General features: G+C 40.8%; 16 protein-coding genes. 10 read left to right on the top strand and 6 right to left on the bottom strand.

Going from position 1 to position 20,737, the window contains the following annotated elements:
- Positions 1–54: 54 nt before the first annotated feature.
- A complete protein-coding gene (ahpC, locus tag J8L97_RS12180; protein WP_192509958.1) occupies positions 55–624 on the bottom strand; it encodes an alkyl hydroperoxide reductase subunit C in 570 nt (189 codons plus the stop codon).
- Positions 625–908: 284 nt separating this feature from the next.
- On the opposite strand from ahpC, the gene J8L97_RS12175 reads away from it, so the two are divergent.
- From J8L97_RS12175 to J8L97_RS12165, 3 genes are all read left to right on the top strand, one after another.
- Positions 909–1,334, top strand: coding sequence for a DUF3429 domain-containing protein (locus J8L97_RS12175; protein WP_211050036.1), 426 nt, complete (start codon positions 909–911; stop codon positions 1,332–1,334).
- A 55-nt stretch (positions 1,335–1,389) separates the two neighbouring features.
- Complete coding sequence (locus tag J8L97_RS12170; RefSeq protein ID WP_211050034.1) at positions 1,390–2,232, top strand: GGDEF domain-containing protein; 843 nt, start codon at positions 1,390–1,392, stop codon at positions 2,230–2,232.
- A 114-nt stretch (positions 2,233–2,346) separates the two neighbouring features.
- Positions 2,347–3,426 carry a methyl-accepting chemotaxis protein gene (locus tag J8L97_RS12165; protein ID WP_211050032.1) on the top strand — a complete coding sequence of 360 codons (1,080 nt, stop codon included), beginning with the start codon at positions 2,347–2,349 and terminating at the stop codon, positions 3,424–3,426.
- A gap of 367 nt (positions 3,427–3,793) precedes the next feature.
- Here the strand turns inward: J8L97_RS12165 and J8L97_RS12160 are convergent, their stop codons facing one another.
- Positions 3,794–4,513, bottom strand: a complete 720-nt coding sequence (locus tag J8L97_RS12160) for an SDR family oxidoreductase (RefSeq protein WP_211050030.1) — start codon at positions 4,511–4,513, stop codon at positions 3,794–3,796.
- 240 nt (positions 4,514–4,753) lie between these two features.
- Between J8L97_RS12160 and J8L97_RS12155 the strand changes: the two genes are divergently transcribed.
- The 3 genes from J8L97_RS12155 to J8L97_RS12145 all read left to right on the top strand — a co-directional run bounded on the left by J8L97_RS12155 (position 4,754) and on the right by J8L97_RS12145 (position 7,546).
- Positions 4,754–5,647, top strand: a complete 894-nt coding sequence (locus J8L97_RS12155) for a LysR family transcriptional regulator (protein ID WP_211050029.1) — start codon at positions 4,754–4,756, stop codon at positions 5,645–5,647.
- Between the two features lie 82 nt (positions 5,648–5,729).
- Complete coding sequence (locus J8L97_RS12150; RefSeq protein ID WP_211050028.1) at positions 5,730–6,539, top strand: class I SAM-dependent methyltransferase; 810 nt, start codon at positions 5,730–5,732, stop codon at positions 6,537–6,539.
- Positions 6,540–6,691: 152 nt separating this feature from the next.
- Positions 6,692–7,546, top strand: coding sequence for an EamA family transporter (locus J8L97_RS12145; protein ID WP_192509951.1), 855 nt, complete (start codon positions 6,692–6,694; stop codon positions 7,544–7,546).
- A 142-nt stretch (positions 7,547–7,688) separates the two neighbouring features.
- Here J8L97_RS12145 and J8L97_RS12140 read toward each other — a convergent pair whose 3' ends face one another.
- The 3 genes from J8L97_RS12140 to J8L97_RS12130 all read right to left on the bottom strand — a co-directional run bounded on the left by J8L97_RS12140 (position 7,689) and on the right by J8L97_RS12130 (position 11,741).
- Positions 7,689–8,555: a S41 family peptidase gene (locus tag J8L97_RS12140; protein ID WP_312037160.1), complete on the bottom strand. Its 867-nt coding sequence runs from the start codon at positions 8,553–8,555 to the stop codon at positions 7,689–7,691.
- 167 nt (positions 8,556–8,722) lie between these two features.
- Entirely contained in the window at positions 8,723–9,133 is a 411-nt protein-coding gene (locus J8L97_RS12135) for a hypothetical protein (protein WP_211050026.1), read from the bottom strand.
- 115 nt (positions 9,134–9,248) lie between these two features.
- Positions 9,249–11,741 (bottom strand): S9 family peptidase, encoded by a 2,493-nt coding sequence (locus J8L97_RS12130; protein WP_211050025.1) that lies wholly within the window; start codon positions 11,739–11,741, stop codon positions 9,249–9,251.
- Between the two features lie 178 nt (positions 11,742–11,919).
- Between J8L97_RS12130 and J8L97_RS12125 the strand changes: the two genes are divergently transcribed.
- Together J8L97_RS12125 and J8L97_RS12120 are read left to right on the top strand one after the other, a co-directional pair.
- A complete protein-coding gene (locus J8L97_RS12125; RefSeq protein WP_211050024.1) occupies positions 11,920–12,930 on the top strand; it encodes a LacI family DNA-binding transcriptional regulator in 1,011 nt (336 codons plus the stop codon).
- On the top strand, positions 12,927–14,153 hold the full coding sequence (locus J8L97_RS12120; protein ID WP_211050022.1) for a glycosyltransferase: 1,227 nt from the start codon (positions 12,927–12,929) through the stop codon (positions 14,151–14,153). Before J8L97_RS12125 ends, J8L97_RS12120 begins: the two co-directional genes overlap by 4 nt.
- Before the next feature lie 61 nt (positions 14,154–14,214).
- On the opposite strand, the gene J8L97_RS12115 is transcribed toward J8L97_RS12120, so the two are convergent.
- Complete coding sequence (locus J8L97_RS12115) at positions 14,215–16,173, bottom strand: methyl-accepting chemotaxis protein (protein ID WP_211050020.1); 1,959 nt, start codon at positions 16,171–16,173, stop codon at positions 14,215–14,217.
- Between the two features lie 354 nt (positions 16,174–16,527).
- On the opposite strand from J8L97_RS12115, the gene J8L97_RS12110 reads away from it, so the two are divergent.
- Positions 16,528–17,754 (top strand): threonine/serine exporter ThrE family protein, encoded by a 1,227-nt coding sequence (locus tag J8L97_RS12110; RefSeq protein WP_210998139.1) that lies wholly within the window; start codon positions 16,528–16,530, stop codon positions 17,752–17,754.
- A 294-nt stretch (positions 17,755–18,048) separates the two neighbouring features.
- Entirely contained in the window at positions 18,049–20,607 is a 2,559-nt protein-coding gene (locus J8L97_RS12105; RefSeq protein WP_211050018.1) for a TonB-dependent receptor, read from the top strand.
- The last annotated feature ends 130 nt before the right edge of the window (positions 20,608–20,737 follow it).

Below are 20,737 nucleotides of genomic sequence, written 5' to 3'. Positions count from 1 at the left end.
CACAGCAATAAAAATAAAGGGGTGAAGAGACCACCCCAATAAACAGCTTACTCGTTAGATTTTTCCAACTAAGTCAAGTGATGGTGCAAGTGTTTCTTCACCTGGCTGCCAAGATGCTGGGCATACTTCACCATCATGGCTTGCAATGTATTGCGCCGCTTGTACTTTTCGTAGTAACTCTTTTGCGCTGCGACCAATGCCTAAGTCATGCGTTTCAATCACTTTAATTTCACCTTCAGGGTTAATCACAAATGTACCGCGAAGTGCCAACCCTTCTTCTTCAATCATCACACCGAAGTTACGCGTAATACGTCCTGTTGGGTCACCTACCATTGGGAATTTAATTTTTTGAATCGTGTCAGACGTATCGTGCCATGCTTTATGTGTAAAGTGCGTGTCAGTTGATACTGAGAAAACTTCTACACCCATTTCTTGTAGTTGAGCGTAATAATCAGCAACATCACCTAATTCAGTTGGGCAAACAAATGTGAAGTCTGCAGGGTAGAAAAACACAATTGACCATTTTCCAAGTAAGTCTTGCTCGCTCACCTCTACAAAGTCACCATTGTGGTAAGCAGTTGCATTGAAAGGCTTAATTGTTGTATTTATCAAAGAAGTACTCATAGTTAAATTCTCTCTTTTAGTTACTGTTATTCAAGTGTGTTAGCGAACAATAATTAGCGTTACTAACCTTGTTCGCTTTGCTTGGTAACTAAGATAGAGCTTTGTGAGTAACAAATAAAATTGATTGTTTAGATTAACTCAATCGATATTTTGGATGAAATAAAACAACAGTCACCCTTTCGTGCGAAAATACCAATGAAGTAGACAAAACGTACCGTAAGCATTGTGCCTAAGGTATACTGATCACGTACAACATGAATACCTTAAATAATAAAGAGTCAGCAATGCACCCATTCATAAACCATATCCAACTTGGCTACTTTGGCCTATTACCCTTTTTGGCTTGCGTGTTTTGGCCGTTGTTGCTAGGTACATCGATCATAGCCATCGACACATTTATCTATTACAGCTTAGGTATATTAGCGTTTATGGCAGGGACATTGTGGCGTGCGGGAGAACAATCTTACACGCACGCAGTGATGGCTGTACTGGTTGTGATCCCATTTCCTTTGCTCGCACTCTTTAATGCTCCGACAGTACTGGGCTACCTCGCTGTTTCGTATCCTACGCTGTTGGTGTTTGAACGTGGTATGCCTACCTGGCAAAATTACCATAAGGATTACCACAAGATGCGGTATGTTCTAACCTCTGTGGTATTTGTGTGTCATTTATTTATGTTAGCGCAAAGCGTTGAGTTAACGCGGTTATAGCCTATTTTTTAAATTATCTGCTTACATATAAATAAGATATTTGAAAGGCATGCATATGGTGGTTAGAGGGCTCCTCGTACTGATTTGGTTAATTGTCGCACTATTCACTGTGTGGAAATTCAATCAGCCTGATTTTTATTGGGATACCTTTGAGGAAATTTTCTGGTTCGGCTTGACCACATCTTTAATTGCACTTAGCCTACCTCACTTCAAAAATAAATTACTGTTATTTGGCTGGGCTTTATACTGCGCGGGATTGCTGCTTGATATAACGGATGATTTTATCAGTGATGCAACCTTCCCATTACTCGTACTCGATACCTCCTTAAAGAATATTGGTTTTTTAATTACCTGCTATGGCATGTTTGCTATGATCTTAACCAAACGCAGTGTCATTGGCTTACTCAACCAAGAAATCGAACAACGGCAAAAGCTGGAAGCACAATTACGTTACGAAGCCAATCATGATCCCCTTACCCAGATTGGCAATCGAAAAGCCTGTTTTGAAACATTTAATGACGTGAGTAACAAAAAATCTCTGTTGTTCTATTTTGACTTAGATGACTTTAAGCAAGCAAATGACAAATATGGCCATCACGTTGGCGACAATATACTCAAAGCGTTTTCTACTTCACTCGTCAAAGAGTTTGGAGACGCATTTTGCTTTAGAATTGGAGGAGATGAATTCGTTGCCTTTGCTGATAATACCCATTTAGATGTTTCAGCCTTAAGAGATTTATTACTCGAGCACATTTTTGAGTATGGCGTTGGATTGAGTATAGGCACAGCAGAAACAAACCCACAAGAACAACCCGATACTATAGTCCAGCGTGCAGATTCTAGTATGTACTCTGATAAAGCCAGTAAAATCGTTCGAACCCGACCGCGCCAAAATTAAGTTTTAGTTAACTCAAAATAGATTTACCTCAATAACTAAGTGACTTGTTGTAGCACTTTAGCTAATTCACTGATACCCTCAGCATTGAAAATTGTTTAATCAGGGATATCGGCCGTGTTAGATCAACTATTTAGTAACAAACACCAAAAACAAAAAATTGCAGATCTAGAGCGCTCAATCGAAGAGCTGACTCGTGAAAATACGCAACTCAAAGCCGACAATGATGACCTAACTGAAAAGCTCGTTCAAACGCAAGCGCAACTCAACGATAATACCGATAACCAATTACTCCAATGTGCTATGCATGGACTGTCACAAGTCCAGGGGATCCGCGAAACAGTTTTGCAAAGCTTCACTGATATTGATCAAGAAAGCCAATCTATCACACAAGTAAACAAGTCGTTTGAAACCTCAGAGAATTCATTAAAGAATATTCTCCAAGGTATGGAGAGCTTGGCTGGCAATATGGGTGATATGACAGATAATATTTCAGGTTTGTCACAAATGGCTGATAACATTAATACGTTCGTGACAACCATTTCTAAAATATCTGACCAAACTAACTTACTGGCCTTAAACGCAGCGATAGAAGCAGCTCGTGCTGGTGAAGCAGGACGCGGGTTCAGCGTCGTCGCAGATGAAGTTCGTGCATTGGCCAACAATACCAATGAATCTGCCAATGAGGTATCTGACTTAGTTAAGAAAATTATTGATACCACACAGTTAACCGTGAATGCTGTAAGCATTATTCAAGATTCAAACCAGAACCTTTCTGGCAGCATTTCACACTTAAACGATGAATATAAAGACATTGTCAGTAGTTGTGGTTCAATGAAAAATACGATCATGAATGCGACCACACAAACCTTTATTCAAACAGTCAAACTTGATCACGTTGTATGGAAAGGCGATGTATATAATCACTTAATTGGTGCTGATAAACAACCGATCGATAGTTTTGCTGACCATGCCAGCTGTCGCCTAGGCCGTTGGTTAAAAGCTGAAGGTGCCAAAAAATTCGGCAACGCAAACGCGTTCAAACGTATTGATACTCCACATAAAGAAGTACACCGAGCGGGTGTCGAAGCCATGATGCTATTTTCGTCCGGAGATAAACAAGCTGCTATCGCGCAGCTAAACAGAATGGAAAATGCGAGTAACGAAGTGATGGCCTTGCTTGACCAATTGACATAATTCCCCTACTCGCCGTTACAGTTCAAATGTGAACTGACTTAATCGGACTCATCAACTAAGTCAGTTTTACAAAACATTTTCTATTCCAAAGCTCTTATCCAAACCTGAGGTTAAGTAACCTCAGCTCTGGATAAACGAATTTGCCCAATAAAGCTATTTTTCTCACTCTCAGCGTTGCTTTCATTTGTAATAGCCCGCTATTACTGCATAAAAGCGCCTTGATATTGAACAAAATATCATCATTGGATTGTACGTAAGTTTGTTTTCAAAACATTTTCTATTCCAAAACCCTTATCCAAACCTGAGGTTATCTAGAAAACACAACGATTCACTTCATATCATTTAACAAATCGACTTAACTGACATACTATGGCTGCTGTTTCGTTGCCGCCAAAACTATTTCTCGAATGCACACATGCTGAGGTTGCGAGTAAGCAAATAAAATGGCATTGGCAACATCATTAGGCTCCAGCGCACCACCCATATCTTCTTTCCATGATTCATAACCCGTAATAATATCAGTCGATGTCGTGTGCGACAGTAACTCAGTCTCGACCGCCCCCGGCGCCACCGTTATCACTCTAACATTACTCTCAGCTACTTCTTCTCTGACGTTTTCTGATATGGCGTGAACAGCAAATTTAGTTCCACAATATGCAGCGTGATTAGCAAACGTTTTTCGCCCAGCTATCGAGCTAATGTTAATGATGGTCCCCGTATTTTGAGATTTCATTGCTGATAGTACTGTTTGCATACCATTGAGTAATCCGAGTACGTTAACGTCATACATCGTTTTCCATTCAGCTGTACTTTGATTGTTGATCTGACCAAGTAACATTACACCAGCGTTATTGACCAGTAAATCTACAGGCCCATATGTTTGTACCGCTAAATTCACGGCTTCTTGAAATGATGTGCAGTCCGTTACGTCTACCTTTGCATATAGTGTATTGGGTAGCTTGAGCGCCTGCAGCTTTTCAACACGTCTTGCAATCAGTAAAAGCGGATGACCCAGTTCACTCATTTTCTTCGCTAAAGCCTCACCAATACCAGAACTCGCACCCGTAATTACGACTAAACCTTTCATCTTATACCTTTTCATTAAACTGTTTGTGTTACAGGGAACTATAATAAAGACATTGTATTTGACGATATATAGCTTAGAATTCACATCATTGAGTCCTATGAGTTGACAATAAACTCCACAGTATGAACGTTAACGACATTAATCGTTAAGAAACATCAGTAATGATTTACCACTGTACCACTTATAGTTACATACACTAACCTCGGGTTTGGTTTATTAACAATTGACAATAAGGTCTATATGAACAAACAAGTAAACTTGACGGATATAAACGTTTTTGTGGTATTGGCCGAAGTCGGTAGCTTTACAAAAGCCGCTGAGAAATTATCCTGCTCACGGTCGTACATTTCAAAACAATTAGCTCAGTTAGAGTCTGCACTGGGAGTTACCCTATTAATAAGAACAACTCGAACTCAGCACCTTACAGCGCAAGGTGAAATATTCTTTGCGCAATGTAGTAATGCACTTAGTGGTATTTCTGGTGCAATCGACACTGTGGTAGATAGCTCACACTCCCTCTCTGGGAGCATAAAGATCAATTGCATCGGCGGCTATATCGGTGAAGATGTTGTCGCCCCTTTGATAAACGATTTCATGAACACATATCCACATATTAATATCGAAATTGATTTTTCTAGTAAACGTGTGGATCTCATATCCGGTGAGTTTGATTTTGTGTTTCGAATGGGGAAACTTGAAGATTCAGCGCTTATCGCACAAAAACTGACAGATATTAAAATCGATACGTATGTAAGCCCACAATATTTATCTGTGTATGGCAAGCCTACTTCACCTAAAGAGTTAACACAGCATAAGTGTATCATCGGAAGTATTAAGAATTGGGTCTTTACCCATGGCAAAACGAACCGCAAATTAGATGTGTTCGTTAATGGTAGTTTAACCTGTAAAAATGGCAGAATTATGGTCTCTTCTGCCGTCGCTGGCAATGGTGTTATCAGAGTGCCCAAAATATACTGTAAAGCCGAACTCGATAGCGGACTATTGGTTCCATTATTCGACGATTGGCATATAGACTCTACGCCATTCTATTTAATGTATGTTAAAGACCAACATCAACCAGCAAGACTGAGAGTCTTTAAGGAGTTTATCATCAATCGGTTCAAAAATTCCTAATACACTCCGTTCACCGATAAATTGAACCGTGCCTATAAAGGAAATGATATACTTGCTAGGAATAAACTGAGTATGGCATTTCATGATATTAAATAAGCAATGGCGGATATTAACCGTAGGTGATGGCGATTTAAGCTTTTCACTGGCTTTACTGAACAATTTACACCCACAGCATTTAACGGCAAGCATATACGACAGTGAATTGCAGTTGAGAGAGAAATATCAATCTCATGCACTCGACGTCCTTCAAGAAAACCATATCGAAGTGTATACCGAATTTGATGTCACTCAGCCTGAGAGTTGGCAACGTATAAAACAACAAAGCTTTGATGTCGTGATTTTTCAGTTTCCACTGATCCCTGGTTTTACCAGTAAAGGTGAATTTGATGCTCAAGCGTTATCCGTTAATACGTTAAACCGCAGACTACTGCGATATTTTCTACAGTTTGCAGACCGCTATGCGTTAGACCCTCATGGAGAAATGCTATGCTACATCACCTCTAAAGATGTGAAACCCTATTGTGAGTGGGACTTAGAATCTTCCTTAAATATTGGCCTTGATATTAAATACCTAGGGCAATCTCCATTTGATATTACCCTGTTCGATGGTTATAGAATTCGTAATGTTGATAGAGATAAGCATGTAAAAGACACCAGCGGCACAACGTATGTTTGGTCTAGAAAATGTAATCCGTACTTAAAAAACAAGCTCACAAAACCCTATTATTTAGCCGATAATCATTGCACGTTTTGTCGTGCTGGACCTTTTATGACCACGAAAGATCAACTGGCGCACTTAAATTCTAAGAAGCACCGTGCTATGTTGCGTCATCAAAATGATTGGTATAAACACCTAGGATTGAGTGAAATTTATGAAAATCGAACCCTTTAAAATAAACAAAAAGAAAACTCAAAGTTTCACTTTGTAAATGCACAGAACAACAAAAGTTAAACTTTACGACAAGGTATACAATATGCTTGAGGCGTCGCTGATCTCACAGTAGACTAGCGCCCTATTTTACGCTTTGCCCTTAGAGTACGTTTATGCCAACAATTAACAAAGATGCGCTATTTGCAGTTGCGTGTTTACTTTGTGCAATGATCACTATTCAATCCGGTGCATCAATCGCCAAACAGCTATTTCCATTTGTTGGTCCAGAAGGCACGACAGCTTATCGTTTAGGGTTTTCAGCGCTCATTCTTTGCCTTATTTTTCGCCCGTGGCGACGCCTGCCTCGCAATTGGAAACCCATTATTATTTATGGCCTATGCCTAGGTGGGATGAACATTACATTTTATTATGCAATTGAACGGATCCCCATTGGTATTGGCGTCGCATTAGAGTTTACTGGGCCGCTTGCTGTCGCGCTTTTTTCATCAAAACGTAAACGCGATTATTTATGGGTCGCATTTGCTATGTTAGGTATCGTACTTTTGCTGCCTGATATTAACAGTGCTGATGGTCTTGATCCTGTTGGCGTTATTCTAGCACTCGTGGCGGGTGCATTCTGGGCAGGATATATATTGTTTGGTAAAAAAACAGGTAACCAAGGCTCAGGAGGCGCAACGGTTGCTCTCGGTATGACCGTAGCTGCAATTGTACTCGTCCCTTATGGTGTGGCTTTGCAAGGCAGTGCATTACTTGATTGGCAATTGCTCCCTCTTGGTATCATGATTGGTTTATTATCTAGCGCCCTTCCATACAGTTTAGAAATGGTTGCACTACGAAATATGTCGGCACAGAGCTTTAGCATAATGATGAGTTTAGAGCCCGCAATTGCCGCACTGGCTGGACTATTAATATTGGCAGAAATGCTCACACTCCTGCAATGGACAGCGGTATTCATGGTAATAATAGCCTCGTTGGGCAGTTCTATGTCAGGCTCAAAATCATCATAGTCTTAGTTTGATAAAAAGTATCATGGAGTATAGACCATGATACTTTTAGTGATTATGAACTACTCACCGCAACGACTAAAAAGTGCAAAGTACCGCACGCTTATAGCCATATTCACGGTCATAAAACAGGCAGTTAATCATCCTACTCAGCGCCATTGTTGTTAAGTGACGATAAATGATAGTTAATAGTCCAATCTAGTGCAGAGTCTGCATCTACTCTATAGTGCGGGCTGACCCCTTTTTGTTCCCAATTTGTTTTTGTTATCGGGCTTACCGGGCGACCCATTGGAATGCGAATGAATAGCCAATCATTTATTTTTTGAGCCCCTGTATAATGCGCTAGACCCGCTGTTTTCTCACCTATCACAACGGCTCTTTTTAAATGTTTCAACGTATAACTTAATATTTCAGGCGCGCTGGCAACGCGATCACTGGTTAAAATGTACAGCGGAGTATTTATAAAAGAATTCGTTCCTTCAATATAGTAGCTGGTAATTCGAGCTTCTAACTCACCACCTTTTCCATGCAAATCCCACAGAATGGTGCCCTGTGGTACAAAGTGGCTTATTATATGCTGCACTAAAGAAGGGGAACCCCCACCACTATCTCGTAAATCAACAATTAATGCATTACTTCTAGATAAAAATGCGAAGGCCTCAGAAGCAACTTGTTTTGCCATATGGTCAGGATGAAACTTATGCATTTTAATGTATCCTACATTCCCTGTTAATATCCGCACTTGCTCAAAAGCAAAGTTATTAACTCGTTTTTCATCCTCCTCTTTGAGCACATGTGATACGCGACCACTTTTGGGAACAAGTTGAGCGCTCAAGTGACGGTCTCCACTTAAATTTTGCAACAGCTCAGTGACTTCTTTAATAAAATCAAGTTTAGTATTAATGTGAGAAAACTGACCTTGGATCTGTTTTTGAGCCATTTTCTGAGCAACAGATTCGCCCACTTTTGGTAAAACATAGGTATCACGCATCGCGTGACCAATACCCTCAATGGCATTTTGACGCTGTGCTATAGTCAGCCGATCATCACAAGCATCTGCATAATGCGCTAAAAATATGCTCAGGATGACAACTAGTAAGCGTAAAAAAGATAAAAATAATTCATGGTATGCCTTTATTAATTAATTGAATGTCGTTATAAACGTGTTAAATCAAAAAATTAAAATGACCGTAAACCATGCTTAGTTTGCTTCTCTAATACATTTGAATCTCGCCAGATACCCACTCGATGCACAGCCCGCAGCCCGAGCTTTAAATACCATGGCGGATGTTTTAAATGTGCATAAACGTGATAACGTTTACATAAACACCCCATCGCACCCAACAATAGGATAACGAAAAATTCAACATATAGTTGAACAGCGTGAATGAATCGGGCTGCATTTGTGCTCGAAGTAACAATACTGGGATGATCATATGCTACATTTGATAAAGTTTGCTCTATCATTGGCTCTGCTAAAAACCTGCTGGCAGCACTGTTATCAATATTAAGACACAACAGTCCAATCAGTAGCACCAAAACAGCACAATTGATTGATATGGTCATATGTTTAAATAAAGCTAAAAGCACTGTTAACACCTAACATGATCATCCACTAAGTATAATTCAGCCACTTACCATAAATTCAAGCCAACCGTTATAATCACGTACATAGCCTTATACCACACACGTAACTGCGAGTAACTTAAAGTACGTCAGTGCCCGTCTCACCCGCATCTACCATGTCATTGAGTAAAGTTGAATCAATATTGTTGATCTCGTCCACCTTAGGCAGCGGTAATAAGTATTTTTCTATCCACTTTTCTTGCTCCCATAAGACATGTAAAATACTCTCTCGAGCTCGGTAACTATGTCCTTCATAAGGTAACATAACCAATCGCGCTTCTTTTCCCAGCCCTTTCATCGCAGCATACATACGCTCTGATTGCATAGGAAACGTGCCTGAGTTTGGATCTTTTTCTCCATGGATCATTAACATTGGTTCGTTAATTTTATCTACGTGGAAAAAAGGAGACATGTCGTTGTATTGACTTTGTGCTTGCCAGAAGTCACGGTCTTCTCCTTGAAAACCAAATGGCGTCAAGCTTCTGTTATATGCCCCACTGCGAGCAATACCTGCCACAAATAAATCAGAGTGTGCTAATAAGTTTGCCACCATAAATGCGCCATATGAATGCCCTGCAATCGCAATCCGCTCAGGATCTGCGATACCTTGATCAACCAGTATATCTACAGCGGCTTTTGCACTTGCAATGAGTTGAGTTCTAAAACTGTCATTGGGTTGCTGTGTACCTTCACCAATAATTGGCATTTGGGGGTCATCAAACACCGCTATTCCTTTCGCTAAATAAGGCATTGGTCCCCAATACCCAATGTATGGAAATGCATATGGAGACTCTCTTACTTGTGAAGCAACTTTTTTATTTTTGTATTCCAGTGGATATGCCCACATGAGTACAGGGATAGGCCCTTCTGATGGATCATAATTAAGTGGCAAATATAAACTCCCTGTTAACTCGATACCATCACTTCTTTGGTATTTAAGCTGCTCCTTAGTTACCCCTTTAAATTTAGGGTAAGGATGAGGAAAACGCGTCAACTGTGTTAATGAATCAAATGTAAGATCACGAATAAAGAAGTTTGGTTGCTCCAATTTAGACTCTCGTAACGTAATAAAACGCATTCCTTCGTCATCTAATAAAGCGCGTACCCGTTCATAATACGGCGCTTCTGACTGCCATAACCGAGTGGTGCTATTGGTTTTCACGTCAAATCTATCTAAAAATGGTTTATTACCTTCTTTGCTTGCCCCATCACCCCGCAAAAATAAATAGCGACCTCCGACCAGCTTTAAGACATCAACCCCTAAGTCATTTTTCTCTGTCACAAATCGCCCTGGGTGCTTATACGCATCATTGTAACTACGCTCTGAAAAAACCACTCGTCTATCATCTGCATTGCGAGGGGAAATAACAGATGTACGAACCATACGATTAGCAAACTGCCACTCTGTAAGCATCGCAATATTATCATCCACCCACTGAATACCAGAAAATCTGTCTGTTACCTTAGCAAACCGTTCTGGCTCTCTTTTAAAGGGTGCACTTATGGTATAAAGATGGTCATGATATTCAGCGGCATTTTTCATATCTCCACCATCTTGAGCCTCAGCCCATAATACCGTTGCACCTTTATCTTTGCGCCACTGAAAATCTCTTGCGCCAACGCGTACACTATCAAAGCCTTGCGGTATATTGTCGGCCAAAGGCTGCAGCGCCAATTGATAAAGAGGAAATCCCGTCATTCCCCACACTTGCCAGACTGATGCAAAGCGCTGGTACGGTAGCTGGTAAGAAAAAGGCGTATCAATCATTCCCACGATTAAATTGGTCGAATCAGGAGAAACCGAAAATGACTTTAAGTAAGTTGGCTTACCGATGACTTTTGCTTGACCATTCAAGCGCAGTTTTGCAAGTTGACCTTGCGCAAAAAATTTGAATTCGGCTTCATCCTGTGCGTTTTTCAACAAATTTTGATAAGTACGAATTGGCGCTTTCACACCGCTACTTTGTTGTACAATGGGCGCTATTTTTTGGCTTTTCTCAGACATTAGCGGCTTTCCATGATTGACCGCAAAGTTCACCACAAAGCCGCTGCTATCAGGCAACCATTTATATGCATTTTTAGTAACAACACCATTGAGAGATGTTGTTGTCATTTGTTTTGTTTGACGAGTTTTAATGTCATATAGCCACAAAGTAGCACTGTGTTTTTGTTCTACAATAAAGCTAATATATTGACTATTTGATGACCAGCTTACATCTCTTAACTTTCCATTAGGAAGTCCTTTAAGACTGACAATGGAACCCGTTTCTACATGTTTCAGCTCTATTTTTGAATACACTCGCGATGATTTTCGCATAAACGTAAGGGGATTAAATTTAACTCCTGCTAGTGCTTTTTCAGGTAATTTTAATTCATTTAAAGGGACAACTCGCTCACGTTTTAGTAGTGCTAACCAGCGGCCATCGGCGCTTAACTTACTTTGTGGAATAAGCGGCGCATCGACAATGTTCATTAGTTCTGCTGAAGGGCTTTGATAACCTGCGCTTTGCTCTGCTGCAATAGCGGTGATACTCCACCACCCTATAACGCAATAAAACAACCAATTTCTCATTTTGTAAAAATCCCTGCACTTAAAATGACTAACTTGGCCATAATATACGTGAATAATAGAAAAATGCAGCCAAATAAGGGATTTTTAACGTTCGCTACTACTTTTTTGACGCTCTTATTTACGCTAAAATGCATTTTCGTCAACAGCAAGCACCTACTTTAGGCAAATACCGTCTCTTATGAAAAATAATAAGCCAGAAAAAGTAACCATTTTCGATGTAGCTAGAGAAGCACAAGTCTCCAAATCTACTGTTTCTTTAGTATTAACACAAAGTGATAAGGTCAGTGATAAGAGTAAAGAGCGCGTACTAAAAGCCATTGAAACACTTGGATATGTCTATAACCGCGATGCCGCAGCGCTGCGTAGTAAACGCTCAAATCTCGTAGCTGTTGTGATCAATGATTTAACAAACCCCTATTCAGCACAATTAGCGGTCGGGCTTGAAAAACACATTTATGCACTTGGCATGGTACCTATGCTAGTGAATACAGGCGAAAGCTTCGCGCGCCAGCAACAAGTGGTAAACACCTTAAAAGAATATAATGTGGCAGCATTTGTCATGTGCCCTGCACCTGGTACTGATCGTGAATGGGTAGATAACTTAATCAACAGTGGATTTCCTGTTATCAATATCATGCGTGAAGTCCCCTACTCTAGTGCACCCACCATTTTACCCGACAACCAAAAAGGTACGCATTTAGCCACCTCACATTTATTAGAGCAAGGTATTACAGATATCGCGTTTCTTGGTGGTATTGCTGATATTTCTGATTACCATGAGCGAATTGCAGGCTTTAATTCCGCCTTAAAATTAAAAGGTATCACAGACCAAAAGCGCATCATTGAAGCCCCCACCAACCGACAAGGCGGTAGAGAAGCATTTAATACCTTGTTTGAACAAGCACCAAATACTAAAGCCATCGTGTGCTTCAGTGATGTAATTGCCTATGGCGCTATCGAAGCTATGCGTCAGCACAATTTAATCCCAGGAAAAGACGTGAAAGTCGTCGGGTTTGATGATTTAGCAGATTCATGTCTGATGCAGCCTGCATTATCATCTGTGCGTATTGATGCCAATGATATAGGAAAAAGAACCTGTCAGACACTGGGTGAGATACTTAATAAAGCGCAGCCAGCAGTCAGGACACTTGTTGATGTTTCAGTTCAAATACGTGAATCGTCACTATGAGTAAAAAAGTATTGGTGATTGGTTATGTATGGCCAGAGCCTAACTCATCAGCTGCAGGTAGTCATATGATGTCTATTTTGCGGTTTTTCAAAAAACAACAATGGCAGGTTGAATTTGCCAGCCCAGCTCAAGTAACAGAGCATATGGTTGACTTATCATATGAAGACATAACCACCAAGAGTATTACCCTTAATTGTGCTAGCTTTGATACGTATATTCAATCGTTCGCTCCTGATATCGTTATGTTTGATCGGTTTATGATGGAAGAGCAATTTGGCTGGCGAGTTGATAAGTATGCACCTAACGCGCTTAAAATCCTCGATACTGAAGATTTACAATGCTTACGAAATGCACGACATGATGCCCATAAAGCTCAGCGCTCATTTACACACAATGACCTGATGAGTTCACTCGCTAAGCGAGAAATTGCCGCGATATTACGCTGTGACATGAGCTTGATTATTTCTAGCTATGAAATGACCTTATTGGCGTCTGTTTTTAAAGTGGATAACACATTACTGCATCATTTACCTTTTATGGTCGATTTGGATAAAATAAATAAAAATGTCCCAAGCTTTGAACAGCGTCAACATTTTATGACCATTGGCAACTTTCGTCACGCGCCGAATTGGGATGCCGTACTGTATTTACAAGAGATCTGGCCTCTGATCAGAAAATCGCTGCCAAATGCTGAATTACATATTTATGGCTCTTATCCTCCCCCAAAGGCCACAGCCCTTAACAACACTAAAACGGGCTTTTTGATTAAAGGATGGGCTGAAAACGCACTGGAAGTTATGCAAAAAAGTAGGGTGTGTTTGTCTCCTCTTCGTTTCGGTGCAGGTATTAAAGGCAAGCTGCTTGAAGCAATGATCACGCAGACCCCCTGTGTTACGACGAGTATTGGTGCCGAAGGTATGCATGGAACTCTAGCATGGCATGGCGCCATAGCTGATTCAGCAGAAGAGTTTGCCCAACAAGCCATTGCTTTGTATCAATCACCAACACGCTACAATGACGCTCAAAATGCTGGCAACAAGTTACTCGAACATCACTATGATAGTCGGCAATTAGAAGCTCTATTGCTTGAAAAAATTCAACGCACTATTGCGCACTTAAACGAGCACCGAAACCAAAACTTTACCGGTCAAATGCTCAAACATCACACCATGCAAAGCACCAAGTATATGGCCCAATGGATCGAAGCCAAAAACAAGCATTGATCATACATAGATATATTACTGAAGCCTAACACGTGAAGTCATGCTTCAGTAATGTGCTACCTTACACTTTAAAGTTGCCAGCAATGTCTTGTAACTGACCTGCTAACCCTTTGAGCTCCTCACTGGCTGCCGCTGATTTATTGCTCGTTTGCTCACTCAATTCAGCTGAATCAGTTAAAAATGTAATGTTTTGATTGATATCCTCACACACTGTCGACTGTTCATTAATGGCAACTGCAACTTGATTATTCATATCGTTAATCACACTAATTTTACCTAATATTTTATCCAGTGATTCTTTTGTTTCAGACGACAGCTCCACGGTATTCAACGCTTCACTTGAACTTTCATTCATGCTCGCCACCGCTTTATTAGTACCTGATTGCAAAGACTCTATCATGGTCTGAATTTCGGTCGTTGAATCTTGAGTCCGTTTAGCAAGACTTCTTACTTCATCTGCCACCACAGCAAAGCCTCGGCCTTGCTCTCCAGCTCTTGCTGCTTCAATTGCGGCGTTCAATGCTAGTAAATTCGTTTGCTCTGAAATATTACCAATAACCTCTACCACAGCACCAATATTTTGACTGCTTTGGGCCAGTGTTTTTATATCCTGCATCGCGTTTTCTATGGTTGAAGATAATCGCTCAATCGCCGATACCATTTGCTCAATCAATGATAAACCGCCTTCAGCTGAAACTTTTGCTTCATTCGCCGAGGATGCCGAGCTACTTGAAAGCTTAACGACTTCCTGGATGCTATATGCCATTTCATTTAAAGCTGTGGCAATTTGCGCGCTGCGATCTTTTTGCTGAGACACCACATCTTGCGTTTCACCAGCGATCATCGCTGATAACTGAGCTTGTTCAGTCAATCGGTGTCCCGTGCTTACCACACCTGAAATGGCCATGCTTAAATTATCTGACATAGCCGCCATAGACGCATAAATACCGGTACTTTCAGACTTTCCATCAAACTTTTGCGTAAAGTCACCATTAGCAATACGCTGAGCTACGGCCGCAATTTCAAGTGGTTCTCCACCAATCGGTTTACGGATCACTCTGGGTAATACAATGGCCAAGAATATGCCACCAATCACAGCTATAACAGAAATAATACTCACTAAGCTCAACAGAAACTCCGTTGTACCTTTTACTTTTGGACCTATTTCATCTTGCTTCGATTTGACACCCAGTTTTAGCTCCTCTAACTGCTCAGCAATTTCGGCACCAATTGGATTCAGTTTTGCAGAAATAAGACCGTTTCTTGTTGAGATAATTCTGGTAACTTTGTCAAAAGACGTGAGGTAACTTCTTACAGACGATTTAATTTGGGCCAGCTCAGGTGAGATTTCAGGGTATTGACTCACAGTGTTATCAAGTGCCCGCATCAATTTTTCTTTGAGCTCAGTTTCTGCACGGTTTCTATCAGAATCACTATTCGTCACTAAGTATTTAACAACATACAAGCGCCCCAAAAGTAAAAATTCTTCGGCTTTGGCTATGGCATATAACTCTTGAGAACGTTGTTCATTATTTAGTTTATCTAGTAATCGTGTAAACTGCTCTCGAATGTCTTTCCCTTGCGGGTTTAACTCATTATTGACAACATTATGACGTTGCGAGATGAGCCCTTGCACTTCTTTAAATGCGCGGTCATATTCTGTGAGCAAATCACTGCTTTTTACCAATATTTGACGACGCTGACGATCGGTCACTTTCGTTTGCGCTTCTACGAAGAAACCTTGTAACTTGTCCATTCGTTCGTCATATTGTTTAACAATTGCAGGGCTACTATCTGATAGATATTTTATCACGCTAATTCTTGCATAAAGTAAATTCGCTTGCATCCGGCCCGATAAATTCGTTTCCAGCGCAAAACCCCGATAACTGGTGAAGCCACTTTGCGCCGAACTTAAACCGTAATAGCCAGACACACTGACCACCACTAACAAAATAATTAGCAATGAGAATGACAATCTTAACTGCTTACCTAGCGCCATACCTTCAATCATGCCTAACATATTCGCCCCTACGACTATTCTATTAGAACTAGTATAAGTGAAGATTGAGAATAAAATTGGACCCAAATCAAATAAATGCAAAATATTCAATTATTTTCATATGGTTAATACAATAAAAATTATGAAATTAACTGCATATTTTAAGGTTGAAAGCGCATATTTACCCGGGTAATTTATCAACCTTATAAAAATGCAAATTAAATTCGATAAATGACCTAGACTTTGCGATAAAAGCGATTAGAATGCGCAGAAATCTACCATTATTAGAGTTAATTTTTATAATTAACTAAACTATATAAGGTATCGCGACGCAACGAATTGCGTAGTCTTTTTATCATTTTAGGTTTAACACCGTTGAACACAGCTACCTTTACCCAAAAACGAAAGCTTATTGTGAAACTTGGCAAGATGCTTCATAAATATGGCACGCCAGCTTATCGCCTTGAAGCACATTTAATGGAAGTCGCAACCCACTTAGATCTGAAGTCAGCTTTTGTTATGTCTCCAACTTCAGTCACCTTTGTCATTTGGTCTGAAGGCCATGAGGATGAATACACTCACGTCGCACGAGTAGAACCGGGCGACCACGATTTAGGTAGTCTTGCTGATACCGACGAAATTGTATCTCGTATGTTGGCTGGTGAGCTATCAATTGATGAAGCTGATACGTGTTTAGACAATATTAATGAACAGCTCAATCCATACAGTAAACTCCTCACTGGTACCGCTTTTTCTATTTCTGGTGCTGCTTTTGCCATGTTAATGGGCACTAGTTGGAACGACGTTTTATGGTCTGGGTTATTCTCAATTCTAGTCTTTATTTTTGTTATGTGGTCTGCTCGCTCCAAACGCGTCACGCATATGTTAGAACCGCTCGTTGCAATTGTTGCAGCATTAGGCGCATGTGCCATCAGTAGCTATATCGACCCAAGCATTAACATCCGACTCGTGGTACTCTCGGCCATTATTGTATTTATTCCAGGCTTAGCGCTCGCGCTCGCATTTGCTGAACTATCAGCAAGACATCTGGTATCTGGTACAGCACGTGTTATGGATGCCCTCATGCTATTGTTCAAGCTCTACTTTGGCGCATTCCTCGGAATGAGTCTTGGCTTTGCTCTTTTTGGCATTACCGACTTTGTTCAGCCTGAGCCGTTACCAAAATGGACTGCTTGGTTAGCCATCTTACTTCTGTGTACCAGTCTCATCGTGATCTTCCGAACCAAATTAAAACATGCTAGTTGGTCTATCGCTTCTGGTTTTATAGCCTATGGTGCCAGTGTCAGCGCAGCGCTTTATTTTGATTATTCAATCGGTGCCTTTGTGGGCGCCTTTGCCGTCGGTGTGTTTAGTAACTTCTTCAATCGTATGGTGAATGCACCCGCTTCTATTGTTGCAATGCAAGGTCTCATTGTACTCGTTCCTGGGTCAAAGACGTATATCGGTTTAAACTCTCTTATTGAAGGGCAAAGCTTTTTACACGCAGATCATATAGGACAACAGACATTCCTCATCTTCATGTCGTTAGTGGCAGGACTTATATTTGCCAATGTCGCGCTTCCTCCTAAAAAGAGTCTATAACTCACTTATGTGAAATAGCGTTAAGCGGCCTAAACCCTCCTTATCGCTATTTTTACTTGTGAAAGCAACCACCGTGCGCACTATTTTTTTCTGGGTAACATTACTCAAAAAGCAAAAAATAAAAAATACACTCACACAAATCACTAATATTACTAACTTTAATTATATTAAAAACAAAAAAGCCATCTTTCATAATTAATCATTTCAATTCAAGATTTAATTTTTTGCAGCGTGTTTAATAGCCTTAGTCGCAATACCAATTACATATATAAAATGCAACCAAGGGGACTAAACATGCTCACCAATAAGAAAAACAAACTCACTTTAATCATTAGCAGTCTGTTAATGACATCAACAGCCGGAGTTTCTTCATTTGCACATGCAACGGGTGCAAAAACAGATGAAGTAGAAGTAATTCAAGTACGAGGCATTCGTGGCAGCGTGGTTAAATCAATCAATACTAAGCGCTACGCAAATTCTATCGTCGATGCCGTCACTTCTGAAGACATAGGTAAGTTTCCAGACCAAAATGTTGCCGAATCGCTACAGCGTATTACCGGTGTATCAATGAGTAGAAACTTTGGTGAAGGCGAGCGCATCAGTATCCGAGGTACATCAGAGAATCAAAATAGAACCCTATTAAATGGCCAAGCCGTTGGTTCTGCAGATTGGTGGGTCGACTCGTCAGCCAGCCGAGGCTTTAACTACACCATGTTGCCGTCAGAAATTGTTTCAGGCCTTGAGGTATACAAATCACCAGAAGCCGATATCGATGAGGGGTCTATTGGTGGTACAGTGATTGTACGTACTCGAAAACCGCTCGATCTTGATGCCAATAAAATTGCGGGCTCAGTTCTTATGCAGCACAGTGAAATTTCTGGCGAAACAGACCCTCAAGTAGCGGGTTTGTATAGCTGGAAAGACAGTGAAGAAAAGTTTGGTGCTTTAATTTCCGTATTTAGGCAAGAACGAAACTTACGACGCGATGGTATCGAAGCATGGAGCTGGTCACATCGTGACATTACCTTAGAAGATGGTACTGAAATAAACAATGTGTATACGCCCGGTGGTGGTGGCTCAGCCATGTTCACTCAAGAACGCATTAGAACAGGATTCAACTTAACACTTCAGTATCGTCCATCTGACAACACAGATATTACTTTCAACGCGCTAGATTCTACAATGGAGGCTAACAATGCAAACCAGAACTTTCTCTGGCTTCCAGGCTATGGTAACTCTCAATACACCTCTTTAGACGTTGTTGAACACGACAAAGTAGGGAAATTTGCACAAGCGGGCACAATGGGCCTTTCTCCTGACGGCAATAATATTCTTGATGAAACGAAAATTCGTAATTCAAAGCTCAAAACCAAATCATATGACTTAAAATTAGATCATGAAGGTGAACTGTGGAGTTCTTCATACCACATAGGTGTCACGGAAGGCTCTGGTGGAACACAAACAGACCGGAGTGTGGGATGGGAAGGCAATGCTGTTCATAGTTTTAATGCGTCACAAAAAGAAAGCATTGGAACCAGCTATGCCAATGACCCTGCTGATGGCAGTAAATGGGACCTCGGCTTCTTACGTTATGACAGCAACGATGCATTGGATAAAGAATACTACCTTCAAACTGATTTTGAACGACCGGTTGACTTAGCTGTATTTAGCAAAATTAAGATAGGTGCTAAGTATCGAGACCATAAAAGAGAAAATGTTCGCTTACGTTCACAAACACGAACGGACTTAAACTGGAGTTTAGCTGACTACTCATTTGCCTCCCCCAGTGACTTTTTATCTGGCATTGGTACAAATGACACGTTACGAAATTATGCAATGACAGACCTCACTACGACACGTGCGGCTGGCGATGCGCTAGATTGGCAATACGGATTGCTTCATGATAGTAACTTCGCTATCAAAGAAGAAATTTTGGCCGGTTATATTAAAGCAGATATAGATGTTGAAGGTATGCGCGGTAACCTTGGTGTCAGGTTGGTAGAAACACAACAGACTACCGGTGCTTATGTCGGTCCGGCTGATGCTAAAGTTTGGAAAGAAGAAGACACCAGCTATTTTGATATTTTACCCAGTATTAACCTTGCCATTGACCTTGATGAAGATATGTTACTGCGCTTTGGCGCAGCGAGAGTTATGACTCGCCCTGATTATGCAGCAATGACCAATGCCACAACTTACAATACTGAAACGCGTGTTGGAACTGGTGGCAATTCAAAAATTGATCCATATCGTGCCACGCAATTTGATATTGGATATGAATGGTACTTCTCTGAAGCTGGCATATTCTCAGCGGCGATATTCTATAAGGATTTGCAATCAACACTTGGGAATAATACGCAAACAGAAATATTTGACGGTGTGCCTATTGAGATTAGTCGTCCGATTAACGGTCCGTCTGGCACCTTACAAGGCTTAGAATTAGGCTTTCAAACTGAATTATCTGAAGGGTTCGGTATCTCAGCCAATTATACCTACGTAGATGGCGAGTCCAAAGATGTTGACGGTAATGATATTCTTATTCCTGGTATATCTGAAAGTACGTTCAACTTTAGCACTTATTATGAAACAGAGACATATAGCGGTCGAATTTCATACAACTACCGAACAGGGTATGATACTGGTAGAGCATGGCCAGGATACCAAGATGCCTATGGCCAAATTGACGCAACACTGAGTTACAACGTTACCGAAAATATTACCGCTGTTTTTGAAGCCGTTAACTTAACAGACGAGCATACGTTTAGTTACCAAGAAGAGGGCGTCGAGCATGCTCTTACAGGTGTGTATGCCGATGGCCGTCGCTTTGTTGCTGGTATTAGATTTAACTTCTAGTCGAAGATTGTATAGCTAACACAGATTCGACTATCCATGGATGGACGCTCCTTGCCCGGGGCAAAAGCTGATAGCAGTTGCTATCAGCTTTTTCTTTTATCCACCTGATATAGGCTCGGAAACTGGTATT

Origin of the sequence: Pseudoalteromonas sp. MMG012 (genome assembly GCF_018100875.1) — a bacterium.
In the GTDB taxonomy this organism is placed as follows: Bacteria; Pseudomonadota; Gammaproteobacteria; order Enterobacterales; family Alteromonadaceae; genus Pseudoalteromonas; species Pseudoalteromonas aurantia.
Note: the sequence above shows the minus strand (reverse complement) of the source record. Positions and strands in the feature narration are given on the sequence as shown.

Coding starts and splice junctions, on each gene's coding strand:
- ahpC (WP_192509958.1), bottom strand. CDS start 624: ATGAGTACTTCTTTGATAAATACAACAATTAAGCCTTTCAATGCAACT.
- J8L97_RS12175 (WP_211050036.1), top strand. CDS start 909: ATGCACCCATTCATAAACCATATCCAACTTGGCTACTTTGGCCTATTA.
- J8L97_RS12170 (WP_211050034.1), top strand. CDS start 1,390: ATGGTGGTTAGAGGGCTCCTCGTACTGATTTGGTTAATTGTCGCACTA.
- J8L97_RS12160 (WP_211050030.1), bottom strand. CDS start 4,513: ATGAAAGGTTTAGTCGTAATTACGGGTGCGAGTTCTGGTATTGGTGAG.
- J8L97_RS12155 (WP_211050029.1), top strand. CDS start 4,754: ATGAACAAACAAGTAAACTTGACGGATATAAACGTTTTTGTGGTATTG.
- J8L97_RS12150 (WP_211050028.1), top strand. CDS start 5,730: ATGATATTAAATAAGCAATGGCGGATATTAACCGTAGGTGATGGCGAT.
- J8L97_RS12145 (WP_192509951.1), top strand. CDS start 6,692: ATGCCAACAATTAACAAAGATGCGCTATTTGCAGTTGCGTGTTTACTT.
- J8L97_RS12130 (WP_211050025.1), bottom strand. CDS start 11,741: ATGAGAAATTGGTTGTTTTATTGCGTTATAGGGTGGTGGAGTATCACC.
- J8L97_RS12125 (WP_211050024.1), top strand. CDS start 11,920: ATGAAAAATAATAAGCCAGAAAAAGTAACCATTTTCGATGTAGCTAGA.
- J8L97_RS12120 (WP_211050022.1), top strand. CDS start 12,927: ATGAGTAAAAAAGTATTGGTGATTGGTTATGTATGGCCAGAGCCTAAC.
- J8L97_RS12115 (WP_211050020.1), bottom strand. CDS start 16,173: ATGTTAGGCATGATTGAAGGTATGGCGCTAGGTAAGCAGTTAAGATTG.
- J8L97_RS12105 (WP_211050018.1), top strand. CDS start 18,049: ATGCTCACCAATAAGAAAAACAAACTCACTTTAATCATTAGCAGTCTG.